Source organism: Frondihabitans sucicola (genome assembly GCF_030296615.1).
Lineage (GTDB): Bacteria > Actinomycetota > Actinomycetes > Actinomycetales > Microbacteriaceae > Frondihabitans > Frondihabitans sucicola.
This window is the reverse complement of the sequence record NZ_AP027732.1, coordinates 3,274,759-3,295,203: the sequence shown is the minus strand read 5'-3', so window position 1 is coordinate 3,295,203 and position 20,445 is coordinate 3,274,759. Positions and strand designations below refer to the sequence as shown.

Annotated in this window: 13 protein-coding genes and 5 pseudogenes; 7 read left to right on the top strand and 11 right to left on the bottom strand. The window is 71.0% G+C overall.

Annotation, left to right across the window (positions count from 1 at the left end):
* Positions 1–6 precede the first annotated feature (6 nt).
* A complete protein-coding gene (locus tag QUE79_RS16950) occupies positions 7–618 on the bottom strand; it encodes a TetR/AcrR family transcriptional regulator (RefSeq protein WP_286344083.1) in 612 nt (203 codons plus the stop codon).
* A gap of 108 nt (positions 619–726) precedes the next feature.
* Between QUE79_RS16950 and QUE79_RS16945 the strand changes: the two are divergent.
* The 5 genes and pseudogenes from QUE79_RS16945 (at position 727) to QUE79_RS16925 (ending at position 5,858) form a co-directional block, all read left to right on the top strand.
* Positions 727–2,066 (top strand): annotated as a pseudogene (locus tag QUE79_RS16945) (extracellular solute-binding protein).
* A gap of 70 nt (positions 2,067–2,136) precedes the next feature.
* The gene (locus QUE79_RS16940; RefSeq protein WP_286346762.1) at positions 2,137–2,991 is read left to right on the top strand and encodes a carbohydrate ABC transporter permease; all 855 of its coding nucleotides are present in this window, start codon (positions 2,137–2,139) and stop codon (positions 2,989–2,991) included.
* On the top strand, positions 2,988–3,932 hold the full coding sequence (locus tag QUE79_RS16935; RefSeq protein ID WP_286344082.1) for a carbohydrate ABC transporter permease: 945 nt from the start codon (positions 2,988–2,990) through the stop codon (positions 3,930–3,932). Before QUE79_RS16940 ends, QUE79_RS16935 begins: the two co-directional genes overlap by 4 nt.
* 33 nt (positions 3,933–3,965) lie before the next feature.
* A pseudogene (locus QUE79_RS16930) lies at positions 3,966–4,852 on the top strand (Dyp-type peroxidase); the annotation flags it as partial.
* A gap of 196 nt (positions 4,853–5,048) precedes the next feature.
* Positions 5,049–5,858 carry a family 1 encapsulin nanocompartment shell protein gene (locus tag QUE79_RS16925; RefSeq protein ID WP_286344081.1) on the top strand — a complete coding sequence of 270 codons (810 nt, stop codon included), beginning with the start codon at positions 5,049–5,051 and terminating at the stop codon, positions 5,856–5,858.
* Between the two features lie 10 nt (positions 5,859–5,868).
* Here the strand turns inward: QUE79_RS16925 and QUE79_RS16920 are convergent, their stop codons facing one another.
* Together QUE79_RS16920 and QUE79_RS16915 are read right to left on the bottom strand one after the other, a co-directional pair.
* Positions 5,869–6,132 (bottom strand): DUF2071 domain-containing protein, encoded by a 264-nt coding sequence (locus tag QUE79_RS16920; protein ID WP_286344080.1) that lies wholly within the window; start codon positions 6,130–6,132, stop codon positions 5,869–5,871.
* A 98-nt stretch (positions 6,133–6,230) separates the two neighbouring features.
* Positions 6,231–6,626, bottom strand: a pseudogene (locus QUE79_RS16915) (DUF2071 domain-containing protein); the annotation flags it as partial.
* Between the two features lie 31 nt (positions 6,627–6,657).
* Between QUE79_RS16915 and QUE79_RS25765 the strand changes: the two are divergent.
* Positions 6,658–7,059, top strand: a pseudogene (locus QUE79_RS25765) (SDR family NAD(P)-dependent oxidoreductase); the annotation flags it as partial.
* Positions 7,060–7,839: 780 nt separating this feature from the next.
* Here QUE79_RS25765 and QUE79_RS25760 read toward each other — a convergent pair.
* Positions 7,840–8,235: a DUF2185 domain-containing protein gene (locus tag QUE79_RS25760; protein WP_350271719.1), complete on the bottom strand. Its 396-nt coding sequence runs from the start codon at positions 8,233–8,235 to the stop codon at positions 7,840–7,842.
* Between the two features lie 105 nt (positions 8,236–8,340).
* On the opposite strand from QUE79_RS25760, the pseudogene helR reads away from it, so the two are divergent.
* A pseudogene (helR, locus tag QUE79_RS26215) lies at positions 8,341–10,499 on the top strand (RNA polymerase recycling motor ATPase HelR).
* Here the strand turns inward: helR and QUE79_RS16900 are convergent.
* The 7 genes from QUE79_RS16900 to QUE79_RS16870 form a co-directional block, all read right to left on the bottom strand.
* On the bottom strand, positions 10,486–11,145 hold the full coding sequence (locus QUE79_RS16900) for an ABC transporter ATP-binding protein (RefSeq protein WP_350271572.1): 660 nt from the start codon (positions 11,143–11,145) through the stop codon (positions 10,486–10,488). The pseudogene helR and the gene QUE79_RS16900 sit on opposite strands and share 14 nt — an antisense overlap.
* The gene (locus QUE79_RS16895; protein WP_286344078.1) at positions 11,142–12,134 is read right to left on the bottom strand and encodes an ABC transporter ATP-binding protein; all 993 of its coding nucleotides are present in this window, start codon (positions 12,132–12,134) and stop codon (positions 11,142–11,144) included. The genes QUE79_RS16900 and QUE79_RS16895 overlap by 4 nt, the downstream gene beginning before the upstream one ends.
* 2 nt (positions 12,135–12,136) lie before the next feature.
* The gene (locus QUE79_RS16890) at positions 12,137–13,459 is read right to left on the bottom strand and encodes an FtsX-like permease family protein (RefSeq protein ID WP_286344077.1); all 1,323 of its coding nucleotides are present in this window, start codon (positions 13,457–13,459) and stop codon (positions 12,137–12,139) included.
* Positions 13,345–14,436, bottom strand: coding sequence for a hypothetical protein (locus QUE79_RS16885; RefSeq protein ID WP_286344076.1), 1,092 nt, complete (start codon positions 14,434–14,436; stop codon positions 13,345–13,347). The genes QUE79_RS16890 and QUE79_RS16885 overlap by 115 nt, the downstream gene beginning before the upstream one ends.
* A gap of 363 nt (positions 14,437–14,799) precedes the next feature.
* Positions 14,800–15,051, bottom strand: a complete 252-nt coding sequence (locus QUE79_RS16880) for a hypothetical protein (protein WP_286344075.1) — start codon at positions 15,049–15,051, stop codon at positions 14,800–14,802.
* On the bottom strand, positions 15,006–17,795 hold the full coding sequence (locus tag QUE79_RS16875) for a hypothetical protein (protein WP_286344074.1): 2,790 nt from the start codon (positions 17,793–17,795) through the stop codon (positions 15,006–15,008). The genes QUE79_RS16880 and QUE79_RS16875 overlap by 46 nt, the downstream gene beginning before the upstream one ends.
* Positions 17,796–17,976: 181 nt before the next feature.
* Complete coding sequence (locus tag QUE79_RS16870) at positions 17,977–20,436, bottom strand: ATP-dependent DNA ligase (RefSeq protein ID WP_286344073.1); 2,460 nt, start codon at positions 20,434–20,436, stop codon at positions 17,977–17,979.
* Positions 20,437–20,445: the final 9 nt, after the last annotated feature.

Below are 20,445 nucleotides of genomic sequence, written 5' to 3'. Positions count from 1 at the left end.
AGGTCGCTACGGGGTGGGCGTCAGGACCTGGTCGAAGTAGGCGCGAAGCGCCGCAGGGACGTCCACCTCGCCTGGCGCCATCAGCCACTGCAGCTGGAGGCCGTCCCACAGGGCGACCAGCGATGCCGCGGCGACGTCCGGATCGACGCCAGGACGGAGGCGTCCCTCCGAGGCGAGCGCGCGGAATCCCTCCGCGTACCCAGCTCGAAGGTTGCCGAAGCGCGCAACGAAGTACGCGTGCCCCGGGTGGTCGGGCGAGATCGACTCGCTGGCGAGGACCGTGTAGAGCTCGATCAGGCCGGGCACCCCGACGTTGTACTCGGACTGCGCCAGGACCTCGCACACGATCCCCTCGTCGAGAGGAACGCCGGATTCGTTCACCAGCTTCGTGTCGCGGTACTCGAGCACGGCCAGCAGCAGGTCACGCTTCGTGGGGAAGTAGTGCAGCAGACTCGTCTGGCTCATCCCGACGACGTTCGCGACGTCCTGGAACGAGCCTCCGCGATAGCCGTGCGAGGCGAATACCTGCGAGGCCGCCGCCACGATGGTCTCCCTGCGCTCGGCGGACTTCGCGTACGGGCCGCGTGGGCGTCGTTGCCCCAGCTCTTCAGTGGTCACACGCGGCACTCTACGCGGATGTGAGCGCTGACACGAGCGAAAGTCGAGTGAGCACTCGATTTTGGTGCTACGGTCGAGTCACCGTCATCCACGAAGAAGTGAGTACCGATGTCACCGCTGACACGACGAACACTCCTGGCCTCCGGCGCCGGGCTGAGCGCAGCCGCTCTGCTCGCCGCGTGCGCCACCCCGGGCACGACCAGCGTCAACACGCAGTCGCCCATCCCCGCCGCGAAGTCGGGCGGCACGGTCAGGCTGACCTACTGGGCCTGGCTCAAGGGCCTCGACAAGGTCTGCGCGATCTACAACAAATCGCACTCCGACGTCCAGGTCGACGCCATCTTCATTCCGGGTGGCAACGCCGGCGGCTACCAGAAGATGTACTCGGCACTCGCGGCCGGCGCCGGCCCCGACATCGCTCAGATCGAGATGCGCTCGGTGCCCGAGTTCATGCTCGTGAACGGCCTCGTCGACCTGCGGCGCTACGGTGCGGACGATGTCGCGCACCTCTACGACAAGACGCTCTGGAGCCAGGTCAGCTACACCGGCGGCGTCTACGGAATTCCTCAGGACTCCGGCCCCATGGCCACCTTCTACCGACCCGACCTGTTCCAGGGCATCGGCGCCACGCCGCCCGCGACCTGGGACGACTGGGCGACCACCGCTGCCGAGTTCCGCAAGAAGAAGGTCTATCTCGACTGCTTCGCGCTGGCCGACTCGTCCGGCTTCGCGGCGTTCGCCACGCAGGCGGGCGCCCAGTGGCTGACGCCCGAGAAGAACGGCTGGGTCATCAACATGACCGACGACGCGACGATGCAGGTCGCGCGCTTCTTCGACAAGGCGATCGACGACGATCTGGTGACGACCGCCTACGGCGCGTACCAGCCCGCGTGGTTCGCCGCCGCGGCCAACGGTTCGCTCGCTTCCGTCACGACCGCCAGCTGGGGTGACGCCTTGATCGAGGGGTCGCCAACGCCTCGGGCAAGTGGAAGGCCGCACCGATGCCCGTCTGGGGCAAGGAGGGCTTCGGCTCGAGCTACCAGGGCGGTTCGACCGCGGCAGTGCTGGCCAACAGCCCGCACCCGAAGGAGGCGCTCGACTTCTGCGTCTGGATGACCACGACGAAGGAGGGCATCGACGCCCTCATCGAGTACTGCGGCATCGGCTGGTCGCCCGCCCGCGACTTCATCGGGAGCGCCCGCGAGAAGCCGAGCAAATTCTTCGCCGGCCAGAACTACAACGAGGAGGTCTTCGTGCCCGCTGCGAAGGAGCAGAACCCGGACTGGTCGTGGTGGCCGGTCACGCAGCAGTCGTTCAACATCCTGAGCGACGGATTCCGCAAGAAGGGCTCCGGCACGACGCTCGTCGACTCGGTGGCCACCGCGGAGAAGCAGATCATGGCCGTGTTCCGCGGCAAGGGCCTGAGCATCCGGAAGGCCAGCGCATGAGCGCCACCGGAGTGAAAGCGCGCACGGGGTCGACGACCAAGCGCAGCGGTGCGATGAAGAGGGCCCCTGGATCCTGCTCGCCCCGTTCCTGATCTTCTTCGTCCTCACGTTCCTGCTGCCGATCTTCATCGCCATCGGGTCGAGCTTCACCAAAGTGACGCGGTCGGGTCTCTTCGGGGAGAAGGGCGTCACGACGTCGTTCGCCGGATTCTCGAACTACGCGGCGGCGCTCGGCGACGCGAACTTCATCGCCTCGATCGGCCGGATGTTCCTGTTCGGCATCGTGCAGGTTCCCGTCATGCTGATCTTCTGCACGGTGCTCGCGCTGCTGCTCGAGTCGGCGTCGGCCAAGTGGCCGGGCTTCTTCCGGGCGGCGTACTTCCTGCCCTACGGGGTGCCCGGCGTGATCGCGACGATCCTGTGGTCGTTCCTCTACGTCCCCGGTCTCAGCCCGCTCTTCGACGTGGCGAAGGTCGTCGGCTTCACGCCCGACTTCCTCGGCTCGGGCTCGGTGCTCTGGTCGATCGCGAACATCGTGACCTGGAGCTACACCGGCTACAACATGCTGATCATCGTCGCGCAGCTCAAGTCGATCCCGGTCGAGATCTACGAGGCCGCGAAGGTCGACGGCGCTTCACCGCTGCGCGTCGCCACGAGCATCCAGCTGCCGCTGATCCGTCCGGCCCTCCTGCTGACCGCCGTCTTCTCGATCATCGGCACCCTTCAACTCTTCGCGGAGGCGCAGGTGCTGCAGAAAGTGGCGCCCGCCGTCGACAGCCAGTACACGCCGAACCTCTCGGCCTACACGACGGCATTCGCCTACAACGACTACAACGTGGCCGCCGCCCAGGCCGTGCTGATCGCCCTGGTGGCGTTCGCCCTGAGCGTCGTGTTCCTCAAGGTGACGAACAGGAAGCAATCATGACCAGGACCACCGTGGCCGTCGAGCGGCCGACCCGTGAAGGGCGCGCCGTCGCGAAGAGCGTGACCAGGGCCGCCAAGTCCGCGGGCGTCGATCGCTCCGCCGGGCGCCGGCGCACCTCGACCATCATCGTGACCGGGATCCTGGTCGTCGTCGCGATCTACTTCCTGGTGCCCGTCTACTGGGTCATCGTCGCCGCGACCAAGACCTCGCAGGATCTCTTCGGAACGTTCGGCTTCTGGTTCTCGCCCCACTTCGTCCTCTGGTCGAACCTGCACGACGTCCTCACCTACGACGGCGGCATCTTCCTGCGCTGGCTCGGCAACTCGGCGATCTACGCGGGCCTCGGCGGCATCATCGCCACCTACCTCGCGGCAGCCGGCGGCTACGCGCTGGCCAAGTACGAGTTCAAGGGCCGCAACCTCGTGTTCGGGACGATCCTCGGCGGAGTCCTGGTGCCCGGAACCGCCACCGCGCTCCCGCTCTTCCTGCTGTTCAGCCAGCTGCACCTCGCCAACACGTACTGGAGCGTGCTGATCCCGTCGATCGTCTCGCCGTTCGGCCTGTTCCTCTGCCGGATCTACGCGCAGGCCACCGTCGAGACCTCGCTGATGGAGGCCGCGCGTCTCGACGGCGCCAGCGAGCTCCGGATCTTCCACACCCTGGGCCTCCGGATCATGGCGCCCGCCCTGGTCACGGTGTTCCTGTTCCAGCTCGTCGGCATCTGGAACAACTACTTCCTCCCGCTGGTCATGCTGTCCGACCCGAACAAGTTCCCCGTGACGCTCGGTCTGAACAACTGGCTCAGCCAGGTCGACCGGCTGCCCGAGTTCTACCAGCTGACGACCGGAGGGGTCCTCCTGTCGATCATTCCGCTCGGCATCGCCATGATCGTGCTTCAGCGCTTCTGGCGCGGCGGTCTGACCGAGGGCTCGGTGAAGTAGCAGAACCCTGGCGGGGAGCGGATCGGTACCCGAATGGACCATCATGAAGAGATGAACGCCGCCGGAGACCGAGTCCCGCTCGATGCGCAGAGTGTGGATGCTCCGCTGTCGAAGGCGGCCGTGTTCCTCACGCTGTCCGTCGGCGAGGGCGTCGACGACCTCGAGGCCGCGCGCGACGCCCTCGTCGGCGTGGAAGACCTGATCAAGACCGTCGGCTTCCGCGACCTCTCGGGGCGGCTCTCCTGCGTCGTCGGAATCGGCGCGGCCGCCTGGAAGCGTCTTTCGCCGTCGAAGGCGCCGGCGCAGCTCCACCCGTTCCGGGCGGTCCGGGGCGACCCGCACACGGCGCCCTCGACACCGGGCGACCTGCTGTTCCACATCCGCGCGGAGCGAGCCGATCTCTGCTTCGAGTTCGAGCGGATCCTGCTCGCCTCGCTGGGCGACCACGTTCGCGTCGTCGACGAGGTCTCGGCGTTCCGCTACTTCGACGAGCGGGATCTCCTCGGCTTCGTCGACGGGACCGCGAACCCCGTCGCCCAGGACATTGCCGAAGCCGCCCTCGTCGGAGACTCCGATCCCGACTGGGCGGGCGGCAGCTACGTCGTGACTCAGAAATACCTGCACGACCTCGACGCCTGGGCCGCCCTGACGACGGAGCAGCAGGAGGCCGTCATCGGCCGCTCGAAGATCGACAACATCGAGCGCGACAGCGACACCGAGGCGCGCCCGTCGCACAAGACCCTCACCACCATCACGGACGACGACGGTGTCGAGCACGACATCCTGCGCGACAACATGCCCTTCGGCCGGCCGGGGCAGGGGAGTTCGGCACCTTCTTCATCGGCTACGCGAGAGACCTCTGGGTGACCGAGCGGATGCTCGAGCGGATGTTCATCGGCGACCCCGTCGGCACCTACGACCTGATCCTCGACTTCTCCACGGCCGTCACCGGCAACGTCTTCTTCGCTCCCTCCCGCGACCAGCTCGCGGCGCTCGAAGACGCGGGCGCCGAGCCCGCGGTCGACGAAGGCGAGCTGGAAGAACCGGCAGGATCCCCCTCCCCACCGACGGATCGCTCGGCATCGGCTCCCTGCGAGCCACGAAAGGATCGGCATCATGAACCACCTCCTGAGAGAGCTGGCACCCTTCGGCAGCGACGTCTGGGCGTTGCTCGACGACGAGGCGACGACGCGCCTCACGGTCGCGCTCGCCGCCCGCAGACTCGTCGACTTCGCCGGCCCCAAAGGCTGGACGCACTCAGCGGTCGACCTCGGCCGCACCGACGACGTCGCCCACGAGAGCATCCGCGTGAAACGGCGCCGGATCCTGCCGCTTCTCGAGGCGCGGGCCGACTTCCGCCTGCGACGCGAAGAACTCGTCGACTCCTCGCGTGGAGCGACCGACGTCGACCTGGGCCCGCTCGACACGGCGGCCCTCTCGCTTGCGGCGTTCGAGAACGAGCTCGTCTTCGGCGGCCCGCGTGATGCGTCGGGGCTCGGCGAGGTCTCGCCGCATCCGGTCGGCTACCACGATGGGTCTCCCGATTCGTTCCGGGCGGCGGTGGGCGGAGCGGTCGCGGCCCTCCGGAGCGCCGGCGTCGGCGGGCCGTACTCGCTGGCGGCGAGCCCGTCCGACTGGACCACGATCGTCGAGACCGACGACGACGGCTATCCGCTGCGAACCCAGCTCGAGGGCATCCTGGGCGGTTCCCTCGAGTGGACGCCGGGGATCACCGGCTCGGTCGTGCTCAGCACACGCGGCGGCGACTACGAGCTCACGGTCGGCGAAGACCTGTCGCTCGGCTACTCGGATCACGACATCGCCGAGGTCGGCCTCTACGTCGAAGAGACTCTCGCGTTCCGGGTCAACACACCGGAGGCCGCGGTCCGCCTGCTGGCCGCGTCGTCGGGCGCGGTGCGCGCCTGAGCGGAGCCGATCAGGGTCGAGCGAAACGCGTCGACACGCCGCGCGAGTAGAGCACGGAGTCGGGTGCGCGGTCGGCGAGGCCCGGGAAGCCGGTCGCGGCGAGCAACTCGTCGTCGAGCTCGAGCAGCTCGGCCGTGACGAGCTCCCAGGTCGCGTGCGCGTTCGGCCAGAAGGCGGTGTGGCGGTGCCGTGCGACGTGCATCCCCCAGCGCGCGGTGAGGAAATCGGCCAGGGGATCGTGCTCGACCCGATCGGTACCGGGGCGAAGGCGCACGTGACTGCGGGGAGCGTGCCCCGCGTGGCAGGCCATCGCCTGCGACTGTCGTAGGTCAGGGTTCCGCCGCCGCGGACGATCGTCATGTCCGCCCAGGTGTACGGCAGGCCGATGCCCAGGCGCGCGGCCAGCACGGGAACGAGTTTCGACGCCTCGAGGGTCCGGAAGACGACGCTCCTTCGGCCGTCCGGGCCGACGCCGTAGAGCCGCACGTTCGTCTCGGCGAAGCGGCCGAAGTACGGCACCGGCGCGAACGGCCCGAACGCCGAGCGCGACAGCTCGAAGGGGATCAGCCCCACCCAGCTCGACCCGTCGAACACGTCAGGCACCACGCCGCTCGGCAGATGCGGGGCGACGAGAGCAGGATCCACGCGCCAGTGCAGGAACGCGAGGTCACTCCAGTGCTGCGAGATGATGCCGCGGCGCGGCAGCAGCGGCGCGACCCGGCTGACGGCCTCCGCGAGCGGGGTCGATCGAGGGTCGCTCGGGCTCATGCTCCGACCCTAGAGGGAATAGGGTTCCCCCATGTACAACGTCCCGCGTCAGAACGGCCGCCGATTCGTCGTCACCGGAGCCAACAGCGGCACCGGTCTCGAGACCGGAAAGCGACTGGCCGCGGCCGGAGCCTCGGTCGTGCTGGCCGTCAGGAACCTCGAGAAGGGCCACGCCGCCGAGGCGGAGATCCGGGCCGGGGTGCCCGATGCCGACCTGGAGGTCCGCCGGCTCGACCTCGCCGACCTGGAGAGCGTCCGGGCCTTCGCCGACACGATCCAGGCAGACGGACGGCTCGACGTCCTCGTCAACAACGCCGGTGTGATGATCCCGCCGCAGCGCCTCACGACCGCGGACGGCTTCGAACTGCAGTGGGGGACGAACTTCCTCGGCCCGTTCGCCCTCACCGCGCTGATCCTGCCGGTTCTCCTCCGAAGCGAGGCCCCGCGGGTCGCCACGATGACGAGCGGCACGGCGAACTTCGGCCGGATCCGGTTCGACGACCTGCAGTCCGAGAAGCGCTACCGGCCCGGCGCCGCCTACGCGCAGTCCAAGCTCGCCGACCTGCTGATGGGACGCCAACTCGGGGCCGTCGCCCTCGGGCGGGGCTGGCCGCTGCTGAGCACTCTCGCCCACCCGGGCTACACGCGCACCAACCTGCAGACGGCCGGACGCAACCTCGGGCGCGACGAGGCGCTGCCCCCGATCGAGCGAACGATCCTCCCGTCGCAGGGAGTCGAGCAGGGCGCCGAACCGCTCCTGTTCGCCGCGGTCGACCCGGCCGCGGCGCAGGGGCGTACTACGGGCCGAGCAGGTTCGCGCTGGTCGGGCCGACCCACCGCGCGAGCATTCCGCGCAGCGGTCGCCGACGCGAGTTGGCGGAGCGCGTCTGGTCGGTCGCTGCGGCTCAGACCGGGGTGGGCCTCCCCGCCTGACTCGCCCTGCCAGCCCGCCCCGCCCGACCCGCCCGACCTGCCCGCCCTGCCCCGCCCTGCCCGACCGACCCTGCCCTGCCCGAAATCGAAGGGGATTTTCGCGTCAGCGGCTGGTCTGCGCCGATCGGGGCCCCGCCGGCGAAAAATCCCCTTCGATTTCGGGAGGCGTCAAGGCGAGGCGGCGGCGGAGGAGGAGGGGCGGCGCAGGCGGGACGGGGAGGCGCAGGCCGGACGGGGAGGCGCAGGAGGGACGGGCGCAGGAGGGACCGGAGCACCCGCGTCAGTCGAGCGGCTCCGGGTAACCGAGCGGATCGGGGATCAGGACGTCGCCGTCGCGCACCCAGGCGGTGCCCGGCGGCTCGTCGAGGATGGGGATGATGATGCGGTCGTAGTTGGCGATCGTGTTGAGCGAGTACACGCCGTGGTTCTTCGGGTCGTCCATGTACGCCTGGTCTTCGTCGCCGGCGAAGAAACGCCAGCCGGAGTCTTCCGGGCCGAGCTGCTCGGTGTCGCGCTGGGCGAAGGCGACGGGGGCTCCGTCGCACGTGATCCGATCGGTGGCGAGACAGGCGACGTCGGGCACTCCGAGGTCGACCAGGTCGGCGCCGCTGAGCGAGAAGCGCTTGGGCTGCCCGGCCGTGGAATCGACCTTCTTGCGGCGGAAGCGCTCGAGCATCGTTTCTCCGGTCCGCGCAGGAACTCCGGCATGTCCCCCTGCCCTTCTTAAAGTATCGGGGAGCGGGGGCTTGCCGCAAGACCCCCTCAGGCCCCAGACTCGTCCATCGTGACGACCTCGACAAGCGCTTTCGACCTGCCCGACCGCCTCGCGTCCAAACGCGACGAGGCCCTCATCCGCGACGACGAACGGCACTTCGCAGCCATCGCCGGAAGCCTCCGGGCGGCGACGGCCGAGGTCGCCGCGCGACTCGACGACGCTCGACGGGAGACCGGCGGGATCGGCCAGGAGGCCATGGACCGCGACCTGGAGATCCGGCGGCTCAGTGCCCGCCTCCGGATCCTGGGCCGGTTCGGCCTCGACCTCTGCCTCGGGCGCATGACCTTCGCGGACGGCGCGGCGCCGGTCTACGTCGGGCGTCTCGGCGTGACCGACTCCGCCGGGCGCCGGTTGCTGATCGACTGGCGGTCGCCGCAGGCGGAGCCGTTCTTCGGGGCGACCCGGGCGAATCCGCAGGGCTTGGCGAGTCGTCGGCGCTACCGATGGGCGCGAGGCAAAATCGGCGACTACTGGGACGAGGTCTTCGTCGAGGGCGCTCTCGATGCCACGGCGGCCTTCGACGACGAGTCCGCGTTCATCCAGAGCCTGAGCGCGAGCCGTTCGCCGAGGATGCGCGACGTCCTCGGGACGATCCAGGCCGATCAGGACGCCATCATCCGAGCAGGATCGCGGGGCGCCCTCGTCGTCGACGGCGGTCCCGGGACCGGGAAGACGGTGGTGGCGCTGCACCGCTCCGCCTACCTCCTGTACTCCGACCCTCGGCTGTCGCAGCGGCACGGTGGAGTGCTGTTCATCGGCCCGAGCACCGGCTACCTCGCATACGTCGACGACGTCCTGCCCAGCCTGGGTGAAGAGGGGTGCGGATCTGCACGCTCCGCGACCTGGTCGCCGAGGGATCCACGGCCGGTGCCGAGTCGAACGCCGAGGCGGCGCGCCTGAAGGAGTCCACCGGTTTCGCCGCCGTGATCGACGGCGCCGTCGGGCGCTACGAGCAGCCTCCGGCCGAGGGCGTCCTGATCGAGACCGAGTGGGCGGAAGTCTGGCTGGGTCCGACGGACTGGGCCGAGGCCTTCGAGTCGGTGGAGCCCGGCACCCGGCACGACGATGCCCGGGAGCAGATCTGGGAGCAGCTCGTCGCGATCGCGCTCGATCAGCACGACCCGGAGGTGCCCGAGGCGCTCGTGCGTCGCTCCCTGCGGGACAACGAGCGGCTGCGGTCGGCCTTCCAGCGCGCTTGGCCGCTGCTGGATCCTGCCGGTCTCGTCGCCGACCTCTGGACGAACCCCGACTTCCTGCGGGCCAGCGCCCCGTGGCTCGACGCTGAGCAGGTGCGGCTCCTGCAGCGCGCCGACGGCCGAGCGTGGACGGTGTCCGACCTCCCGCTGCTCGACGCCGCCCGGCACCGGATCGGCGACCCGGAGGCCGTCGGGCGGGAGCGCCGTCGAGCAGCCGCTCTCGCTTCCGATCGCGAGCGGATGAGCCGCGTGGTGGACGACCTGATCGCCGCCGACGACAGCGACCTCAAGCTCATGTCGATGCTGCGCGAGCAGGACGCCCAGAACTCCCTCATCGACGACACCAGCGCTCCGGAGGCCGCGATCGACCCCCTCGAGGGCCCGTTCGCCCACGTCGTGGTCGACGAGGCGCAGGAGCTGACCGGTGCCGAGTGGCAGATGCTCCTGCGGCGCTGTCCGTCGAAGAGCTTCACCGTCGTCGGCGACCGGGCGCAGGCCAGGCGGGGCTTCGCCGAGCCGTGGCAGGAGCGTCTCGGGCGGATCGGACTGGACCGAGTCGAGGTGGCGTCGCTCACGGTGAACTACCGCACTCCGGCGGAGGTCATGGCCGTCGCCGAGCCGGTCATCCGCGCTGCGATCCCCGACGCCAACGTGCCCAGCTCGATCCGGTCGTCGGGGGTCCCCGTCGAACGCGGTTCGGTGTCGGAGCTCGACGGGATCGTCGGCAGCTGGCTGGAGACGGACGACGACGGCACGGCGTGTATCGTCGGCGGGCCCGACGTCGCGTCGTTCCGTGTGTCGACGGATCGAGTGCGGGTGCTGACGCCCGAACTCGCCAAGGGGCTCGAGTTCGATCTCGTCGTGCTGGTCGATCCGGAGTCGCTCGGCGACGGCATCGAGGGGGCCGTCGACCGCTACGTGGCGATGACCCGCACGACGCGCCGGCTCGTGATCCTCACCCCAGAGTGATCACGTGGGTCGCCCGGTCGGACATGCTGTCGTCGTGCGTCGACACGACGGCGGCGACTCCTTGCGACGCCACGAGGCTCGCCAGGAGGTCCATGATCGCCGCCGCATTGGCGCTGTCGAGCTGAGCGGTCGGCTCGTCGGCGAGCAGGATCCTCGGGCGCGAGACCAGGGCCCGGGCGATGCCGACGCGCTGCTGCTGCCCGCCGGAGAGCTCCTCCGGCAGCTGCCCGCCGTGCTGCGCCAGACCGACGAGGTCGAGGGCCTCGGCCACGCGATCGGTCCGTTCGGCGGGAGGCACGCCGGCGATGCGCAGAGGAACCTCCACGTTCTCGGTCGCGGTGAGGACGGGTAGGAGTCCGAACGACTGGAACACGATGCCGAGGTGGTCGCGTCGGTACTCGACGAGTCGCGATTCCGGCGCGTCGTCGATCCGTTCGTCATCGAGGTGGATCCGGCCGGAGGTCGGTCGATCGAGTCCGGCCAGCAGGCTGAGCAGAGTGGACTTCCCCGATCCCGACGGCCCGCGCAGGACCACGAGCTCGCCGGGGCGCACGGCGAGGTCGGTGGCGCCCAGGGCCCGCACGGTGCCGGCTCGGGAGGTGAACTCGCGCGTGACCGCCTCCGCGCGGAGGAGCGCCCGGGTCACGAGGCGTCTCCGTCGATCCGACTGTGGCGACCGCGGCGGGGTGGGTCGGGGATCTCTTGATCCTGCTCGGCCCCGTCGTGCCCGGGCCTCACCTGGACGTGGTCGGGTTCGAGCGACAGCCGCACGCGATCGTGCAGGTCGAGCCGGCGCTGGAACGACTCGGGAAGCTGCAGTCGGCCGACCCGGTCGATGACGGAGAACTCCTCCGCCGAGCCGTCCTCGATGCCACGACCGTCCGCGCGCGAGCGGCGGATCACCTCGGTCGAGGTGCGGCCGTCTCGGATCTGGATCGTGCGCCGGACGTGATCCGAGACGGACGCGTCGTGCGTGACGATGAGCGTCGTGACTCCGCTGTGCTCGTTGAGCATTCGCATCGCCTCGAGGACCTCTTCGCTGGTGCGTTCGTCGAGAGCGCCGGTCGGTTCGTCGGCGAGCAGCACGGCGGGCCGGTTCGCGATGGCGACCCCGAGAGCCACGCGCTGCTGCTGCCCGCCCGACAGCTCGGAGGGGAGGCGGTCGCGGAGGTCGCCGAGGCCCAGGAGTTCGATGACCTCGTCGATGCGCTCGGACTGGTCGCGGCGACGGAGGGCGCCGGCGACGGCCAGGACGCAGGCGATGTTCTGGGCGGCGGTCAGGTACGGCAGCAGGTTGCGGGCGGTCTGCTGCCACACGAACCCGACGCTCGTCCGGTGGAACCGCGTCCGTTCGCGGGAGGTCAGGTGGGTGAGATCGTGGCCGGCGACGCTGGCCTGGCCTGCGGACGGCTCGTCGTGGCCGGACAGGATCCCAAGGAGGGTCGACTTCCCGCTGCCCGAGGCGCCGACCACCGCCACGAGCTCACCGCTCTCGACGCGCAGGTTGAGCCCCTGCAGCGCCTGGACCTCGACCTCGCGGGAGCGGTAGATGCGCACGAGGTCGGTGCAGAGGATGTCGGGCAGGGCGGGCAGGGCCGACGCTGCGAGTGGTACGGATCGTGTGCTGGTGGTCATGATCACTCCTCCGGTGCGAGACGGCGATCGACGCCGCGGATCGAGGTGGTGCGGATGGTGACGAGCGTCACGGCGGCGACGGCGACGAGCCCGCCGACGAGGATCGAGACGACGACGAGCGGGTCGACGGCGAGCGGCGGTCGCTCGGCGCTGCCCGTGAACGAGCGGAGGTCGATCGCGGGCAGCACGAGGGCGACGATCGCCACGGCCACCGCGGCACCGCCGACCAGAGCGGCCAGCCCGATGGGAAGCGACTCGACCGCGAGGATCCGCCGCGCCTGCCGGCGATCGAGGCCGAGCATGGACAGGAGGGCGATCCGGGCGCGGCGCGCGGGTGTCTCCTGGAGCGTGGCGAGCAGCAGGGCCAGGATCCCGACGGCCCCGGCGAGAGCGCTGGCGACGAGGCTCAGAGCGCGCATCCCGGGGACGAGCGGGTTCTCCGAGAGGCGATCGATGGCCTCCTGCGCGGTGTCGACGAGCGAGGCGTCACCTGTCGCGCGCACGGCGGCGCCGGCGACGGCCCGAGGGTCGGCTCCGGGCTCGAGCCGGAGCAGCGCGAGGTTGGCCGAGCCGAAGCTCTCACCGATCGCTTCCGCCTGATCGGCGTCGACGAGGATCCACTCGCTGCTCTTGGTGAGCGCCGTCTGCGAGGGTTCGACCGCGACGACGTCGAGGCGCGTGCCCGCGATCTGGGAGGACTTGCCGCCGAGCCGGTCGGCCAGGGCCTGCGAGATCACGACCGGGATCCCGTTCGTCGTCTTTCGCAGACCGCCCGGGATCGGGAAGGTGCCGGGGACGCCGCGTTGGACCGTGGCGAGCCGCGCCGTGTCGGCGATGACCACGGTCGCCGGGAGCTGCACGCCGCGGTTCGCCACGGTGACGTCGTCCTCGTTGGCGATCTCGACCGACGAGGCCACGCCCGGCAGGCGGCCGAGGCCCGTGATGACGTCGTCGTCGAGGGTGTCGGCCGCGACGGCGATCGAGCTTCCGACCGACGCGCGGCCCGCCGCCTCCAGGCCGGAGGCGAGAGTCGTCCCGAGCACGCTGCCGAAGAGTGCGACCGCGACGGCGATCAGGGCGGCCAGGAGTGTCACGGCGGTTCCGCCGGGCCCGCGCGCCACGATCGCGGCACCGGTGAAGAGGGCGACGCCGGGGCGCTTCCGAAGACGAGGCAGGATCGCGCCCAGGACGACGGGCACGATGCGGGCGGTCACGACGCAGCCCGTGAGGGCGAGGAGCAGCGGAAGGGCGACCGCTGTCGCGTCGACCCGCGTCGGGGCCGCGTCGGCCACGACGATCTGCCGGACGGTGAGGCCTGCGGCCACGAGTGTCGCCAGGACGACGATCGCCTCGACGAACGGTCGCAGAGGCCGAAGCGTGCGCCTCGGCGAGGTCGAGGAAGCAGCACGGCGGCCACGACGATGGGCACCGCGGCCGTGATCGCGGCGGCGAGCAGGCCCTGGCCGTGCGGAAGGACACCCGTCAGCAGCGAGCCGACGAGCAGGCCGACGGCGGCCGAGGGGATCGAGGCGAGCGCGGTGACGAGCGCGACGGTGGCGCGCAGGCGTGACCGGGAGGCTCCGCGACCGGCGAGCAGGATCAGGGCGCTCCGGGCCTGGAGGAGCGCGAGGCGCGTGACGAGCACGACCAGCGCGAGAGCTGCGCCGAGGGGTCCGGCGAAGATCGCGGCCACGACCGACAGGGTGGTGGTGGTCCGGGTCGCGGCGGCGTCGAGCAGCGACGCGAGCTGGGTCGAGAAGGCGACCTGACCCGTTCCTGCGCCGTCGATCGTGTGACCGAGCGAGGTGAAGCGGCGTGACTGCTCGGCGACGCCGCCGGCCGTGGCGAGCGACAGCGCATCGAGGCGCGTCGGATACCAGATCCGCGTCTGCAGGTCGAAGCCGAACGAGGTGAGCTGCGACAGCGAGCGGGGGTCGACGAATCCCGTCGCGAGCACCTTCCCGGCCGAGGCCACGGGGATGGTGAGCGCGTTCACGTTGTACGTCTGCCGCCAGTACGGGTTCGACGGGTCGTCGACTCGGAACGTGCCCGACAGCCGCACCTCGAACTCCGAGCCACTCTGCAGCGTGAACGAGCGCACCTGCCCGACCTTCCAGCGCATCCGCTCGGCGTTGCCGGCCGTCAGCACGACCTCGACGACCGTGCCGTCGCCCGTCACCGGGGCGGGTCGTCGTCCGGCGGTGATCGTGATGCGGTCGAAGATCCGGGGGTCGGTGGTGAGCTGGACGAGCTTGGGGGTCGAGCCCGGCGGCACGACCATCGGCACCTCTTCGGTCGACACGTTGTACTCCGGCGCGCCCGTCGCGCTGCGGAGCGGGGAGGAGCCCGTCTCGGATCCCGTTCACGGCGCTGTCGAAACCGCCCCACTGCTGCGCGACGTCGCCGGTGAGGTTCGTGCGCCCCGAGGTCGCGGGCCCGGTGGTGACCGACTCGGGGATTCGGGCGCTGAGGTCGCGTTCGAGGAAGGTCGACTGCTCGACGTCGTAGCGGACTCCGTTCGTCAGCAGGGTCGAGACGACCTGAGGCAGGATCGCGACGACCACGCTGAAGAGCAGCGTCAGGAACGCGGTCGCCGCAACAGAGCGGGAGTTGCGCCCGACCGCGCGCGCGAACAGGGTGGTTCGCGCAGTCCTGCGTCGGCGCGTCATCGTGATTCGTCCTCGACTCGGGCCCTGCGGGCGCGGCGCGCGACGGCCAGGCCGATGCCGACCACGACGGCGGCGCAGGCGACCAGCAGGGCCAGGACAGCGGTCAGCCAGACCGCGACCGCGACGGTGGGGCTGATGGTCAGGACGATCGGCAGGTCGGGAACGGCTGCGAAGCCGAACGGGGCGGCGGTGAGGAGCGCGGTCACGATGCCGACGACGACACCCGAGACGATTCCCAGCAGGACCACGCCACCCAGTTCGCCGGCGCGGCCCCGGGCCTGCGCGGCTCCCCCACCCCGAGGGATCGCAGCGCGCCGCTCTCCCGCGCGCGGGCGAGCAGCAGTGACACGCCCGCGGCTCCCACGGCGAGGACGGCGAGGACTGCGGCGGCCAGCACGGCGACCCAGAACGCCGAGATCGCCGGGCGGACCACGGGCACCAGCGACGCGGAGGAACGCGTGGTGATCGAGCTCGACACGGCCGACGACCTCGCGAGGTCGGCGGCCAGGACCGGCGAGTCGGCGGCGTCCACCCACACCTCGTTCGGGTTGGGGACCCCCTCGCCCGCCTCGACGGCGGAGGCGACCAACATCCGGAGGTCGACGGCGACCGCGAGGTCCGACCCCGACCCCGGCACGTGCTCGACGATTCCCGCGATGCGGGCGGGAACGGCCTGGTCGGTGGACGCCAGCGTCAGATCGACCCGGTCACCGATCCCGACGCCGAGGCTGGCGGCGAACTGCGGAGTGACCGTCGCCGGGACGACCTCCGGGGAGCGGACGCCGATGGCGTGCACGACTCCCGCGGTCGACTCGGGGGCGGAGTAGCGCTCGTCCAAGGGCACCGACCTGTCGGCATCCGCGCGACTCGTCGCCGTGAGCTGCGACAGCGAGACCTGGGCGCTGTCGGTTTGCCCGATGCCGGAGGCGTCCGCCTGGTCGATGGAGAGCCGCGACACGGCGGCGAGGATCCGCCACGGGCCGTTCGTGTCGGGAAGCGTCGCGCTCAGGATCGAGGTGTTCCCCGTCGCGAGGGACGTCGCCCCCGACGGTGCCGTCGTGGAGAGTTGCGCGACGGCGCCCTGATCATCACTCACCCAGAGCAGCGTGGTGACCTCTCCGGGAGAGGCGCTCGACCCGACGCGCTCCTGGAACCGGATCGAGCGTGATCCTGCCGGAAGCGCCAGCCCCGGCAGACGAGCCGGGGCGAGCGTCCGGGCGAGGACCGCCGAATCGCTCTCGTTCCCCAGGACGGGCACGACGCGGTCGGAGGCAACGCCGATCACGGAGATCGTCGACTGGCCGGACTGCGCCGTGTCCGACAGGACGGTCGTCGCCGCTCGGACGCCTCGGGCCGAGCCGGCCGCGGTCGACGTGAGCGGGAAGCCGTCGACGAACACGGCGGAGTCGCCGTCCGAGACGAGCCTGGCGGAAGGGCCGACCTCGACCCGCCCGGCGAGGTCGTCGACGCGGAGCCAGGTCGGAGTCAGGGCTGACACGAAGCCGGTCGCGGCGACGACGACGGCCACGGCGAACACGGGACCGGCGAAGACCCCGTGGCGTCGGCTCACCTCGCGCGCCGCGAGAGCCGGCTGGAGGCCTCGCCGTCGGGCGCCGAGGCGAGCGGCCGACGACGCGAGGGGCGCGAGGAGCAGGGCACCGAGGAGCGAGCCCGCGACGACGGCCAGGAGCGGGGACAGGGCGGCCAGGGGATCGACGGTGTCGGGACCGCCGGTGGAGACGAGAGGTTCGCCGACCGAGGCGAGACGCCACAGGGACAGCCCCGCGGCGAGCACGGCGGCCGCGGCGAGCACGGCCGTCGTGACGACGGAGCGACGCGAGCCGGTGCGAGCCGCGGGGCGGATGCTCCGCCAGGTCGCGCCGGCGAGGACGACGACGGTGCCGACCGTCACCACGGCGGCCGTCAGGAGCGAGGTCGCCGTACCGGCCGGATCGCCGGGGCGGACGAGGCGCAGGACGATGTCGCTGAGGACCGTGGCGATCAGCGCCGACGGCAGGACCACGACGAGGGTCTCGACGACCGACAGGGCGAGGAACTGCGTGGCCTGCGCGCCCCGCGCCCGCAGCAGGGCGGTCTCGGTGGCGCGCGAGAGCACCAGGAGACTGCCGAGCTGCGCGGTGAAGAGCAGGACGAGCGCCGCCACCAGCGCGAGGGCGATCGAGATGAGGAGCCGTGCGGCGGCGGCCGCCGACGACAGCTCGTCGAGGGTCGAGGCGAGACCGCCGTCGGTGGTCACCTGCTGCGTCTTCGGAACGCCGCCGGCGTGCACGACCTGGCCGACCGAGCCGAGGGCCGCCGTCACCGCCGCTCGATGGGCGAGGGCGCCGGGCGTCGCCGTGATCGTCCAGGTCCACGTCGTGCTCACGGGAAGCGCCGCGAGATCGCCCGGGCCGATGAGCACCGGCCCGCTGGCGCCCGAGTCGGTGCCCGACCCCGCCAGGGTGTCGCCGGACCACCGGGGAGCGGCGGGATCCGACGCGCGCCAGGTCGCCGCCACTCGGAAGGTCAGCCGCCTGCCGGGCGCCGTCGCGACCAGGTCGTCCCCGACCGCCACCCCGAGCGTGCGCGCCGCGTCGACGTTCACGGCGACCTCGGGCACGGCGCCGCCCGACGCGTTGCGGGCCTCGGACGTCGTCCAGGAGCCGTCGACGACGGTGATGCCGGCGAGGTCGGGGCGGGTCTCGAGGACGACCCCGGGGGATCCTGCGCTGGTGCCGCCGAGAGTGGAGGCGCGTCCGCTGCTGGCGACGTCGACCGCGCCCGACGGAAAGAGGCGCTCGAGCCTCTCGCGGATCGCCGGCGCCTTCGACAGGGCGTCCGGGTCGAGCGGCGACACGACGCGGACCGATCGCGCCAGGGTGTCGGTCGAGCTGAGCAGCTGCTCGGCGCCGCGATCGGACTCGCTCGTCGCGACGGTCGGCAGAACGTGCAGCAGCGCCGCGCCGACCGCCGCGACGAGAGCGATCGTCACGAGCAGCCCCCGCGCGTGCCCCGAGCGGCGACGCAGGAGGGTCGGCGTCGTCGCCTTCAGAGTTCTGCCGATTCGTGCACGACAGCCATCTTTCCGGATTTCGACCCCGTCCGGAGTCGACCCACGGATTCGACGTCGATCCGGGTGCAGGAGGGGATTCTCGGATTCCGTGGATCGGCGGTCAGGACTCCCGGACCACGTCGGCCGGATCCTTGTCGGGGCGCCAGCCGCGCCAGGTCGGCTGGCGGAGGCGGTCGGTCGAGGTCCACTCGGCGAACTCGACCTCGCCGACCCGGGACGGCGTGATCCAGTGCGCGTCGCGGGCGTCCGCTCGGGGGACGCCGACGAGGGGAGACGTCTTCCGGGCGGACGAGCGGAAGGCGGTGAGCAGGTCGTCGAGGTCGCGATCGCTGAAGCCGGTTCCCACGCGGCCCACGTAGCGCAGGCCGTCGTCACTCGGGATGCCCATCAGGAGCGAGCCGACGCCGTCCGCGCGCCGCCCTGCACCGGGCCGCCAGCCTGCGATCACGACCTCCTGCGTCGCGTGGTGCTTGATCTTGATCCAGGCGCGGCTTCGACGCCCGATCGAGTACGTGCTGTCGCGCCGTTTCGCGACGACGCCCTCGAGCCTGAGCTTCTTCGAGAACTCCATCGCCGAGGCGAGGTCGCCCTCGAACGCCGGCGGGACGTCGATCACCGGGTCGGCGTCGACGGCGTCGACGAGTGCCGCTCTCCGGTCGTCATAGCTCTCGCCGACCAGGGGAGTGCCACCGAGCGACAGCACGTCGAACAGCAGCAGCCGCACCGGTGCCGTCGCGCGCACGCGCTCCACGTCTCGCGCCCTGGTGAGCTTCATGCGGGTCTGCAGCAGCCCGAAGTCCGGACGGCCCTGCTTGTCCACCGCGACGATCTCGCCGTCGAGGACGGCGTCGGCGACGTCCCCCAGCCGCTCGCCGAGCGAGGCGAACTCCGGGTACGACGGCGTCATGTCGTGGCCGTTGCGACTCGTCAGCGTCACCGAGCCGTCGTGCACGGTCACGATCGCCCGCACGCCGTCCCACTTCAGCTCGACGGCCCACTCGTCGGGATCCCCGACGTCCGATTCGGCACCGGGGCTGGCGAGCATGGGGTCGGTGCTCTTCAGCGCGGTCGTCTTCGGCGAGTGCGTGCGGGATCGTGCCGAAGGGCGAGAGGGCGCAGGATCCTGGGCGTCGTCGTCCTTCATCCGGTGGATGAGCCAGTTGCTGTCGGCTTTGCCTCCGCCGTGGCCGGTGTGGATCAGGGCGATGCGCCTGCTGCCGCGCTGCTCGCCGTGAAGGACGACGATCACCTCTTTGCCGTCGCGCCACTTCTCGAGCTCGTACGAGCCGGAGTCCCAGATCGTGACTTCTCCGGCGCCGTACTCGCCCTTCGCGATGGTGCCCTCGAACGTGCCGTATTCGAGCGGGTGGTCCTCCGTCTGCACCGCCAGGTGATTCTGCGTCGTGTCCTGTGGCTCGCCCTTCGGCAGCGCCCAGCTGACCAGCACGCCGTCGTGCTCCAGCCGGAAGTCCCAGTGCAGGCGCCGGGCGTGATGCTCCTGGACGACGAACGACTGCCCGTCGCTCGCGGGCGGCGCGTCGGAGGGGACCGGCTCGCGGGTCTTGGCGGGGTCACGCATCGACCGGTACTTCGCGAGGCGATCCGGGCGGCCGTCGCCCGCGGAGTCGACGGGTACCGGATGCTCCGTGTTCCGGTGGTCGTCGCCGAGTTCGCCCGGCGGCACCGGGGTTCCTGACGAGAGCCCGGCCATCGGGTCGCCTCGGCGCTTGAGGAGCCTCAGGACTTCCGGGTACTCGAGGTGGTGAAGCGACTTCGAGGCGAGTTCGCGCCAGGTCCGCGGGGTCGCGACGGTCGGGTGCTCCCGGCCGCGGAGCGAGTACGGCGCGATCGTCGTCTTGTTGCCGTTGTTCTGCGACCAATCCACGAAGACCTTGCCGCGCCGATCCTGCTTGCCCATCGTCGACAGGACGAGGTCGGGGTGATCCGCCTCCAGAGCCCTCGCCAGCTCGTGCGCCACCTCGCTCACCTGGTCGGTCGTCTGCTTCCCGTCGAGGGCGGCGTACACGTGGATCCCTTTGCTCCCACTCGTGACGGGAACGGGGTCGAGACCCATGTCGCGCAGGATCCCGCGCATCTCCTGCGCCACGAATACGCACTCCGCGAGCCCGACCCCCTCGCCCGGGTCGAGGTCGAGCACGATCCGGTCGGGATTGCGTTCCGCGCCCCGGGGTCCGAAACGCCACTGCGGGACGTGGATCTCGAGCGCCGCGACCTGGCCGAGCCAGGTCAGCGTCGCCAGGTCGTCGACGAGCGGATAGACGTTCTCGTGGTCCTTGTGCTCGATCGAGTGCCGGGCGACCCACGACGGCGCGGAATCGGGCAGGTTCTTCTCGAAGAACACCTCGCCGTCCACGCCGTTCACCCACCGCTTGCGCGTGGCCGGACGGCCTTCCGTGTGCGGGATCATCCACTCGGCCACGGCGGCGTAGTAGGCGAGCACGTCGCGCTTGGTCGTCCCGGTCGCGGGGTAGAGGACCTTGTCGAGGTTGGTCAGCGACAGGACGTGTCCACCGACCGTCACTCGTTCTGCTTTCGCCATAGCCCTACT

Excerpts from the sequence above, each read along its gene's own strand:
- QUE79_RS16935 (WP_286344082.1), top strand. The coding sequence starts at position 2,988 with ATGACCAGGACCACCGTGGCCGTCGAGCGGCCGACCCGTGAAGGGCGC.
- QUE79_RS16925 (WP_286344081.1), top strand. The coding sequence starts at position 5,049 with ATGAACCACCTCCTGAGAGAGCTGGCACCCTTCGGCAGCGACGTCTGG.
- QUE79_RS25760 (WP_350271719.1), bottom strand. The coding sequence starts at position 8,235 with ATGCTCGAGCGCTTCCGCCGCAAGAAGGTCGATTCCACGGCCGGGCAG.
- QUE79_RS16895 (WP_286344078.1), bottom strand. The coding sequence starts at position 12,134 with ATGACCACCAGCACACGATCCGTACCACTCGCAGCGTCGGCCCTGCCC.
- QUE79_RS16870 (WP_286344073.1), bottom strand. The coding sequence starts at position 20,436 with ATGGCGAAAGCAGAACGAGTGACGGTCGGTGGACACGTCCTGTCGCTG.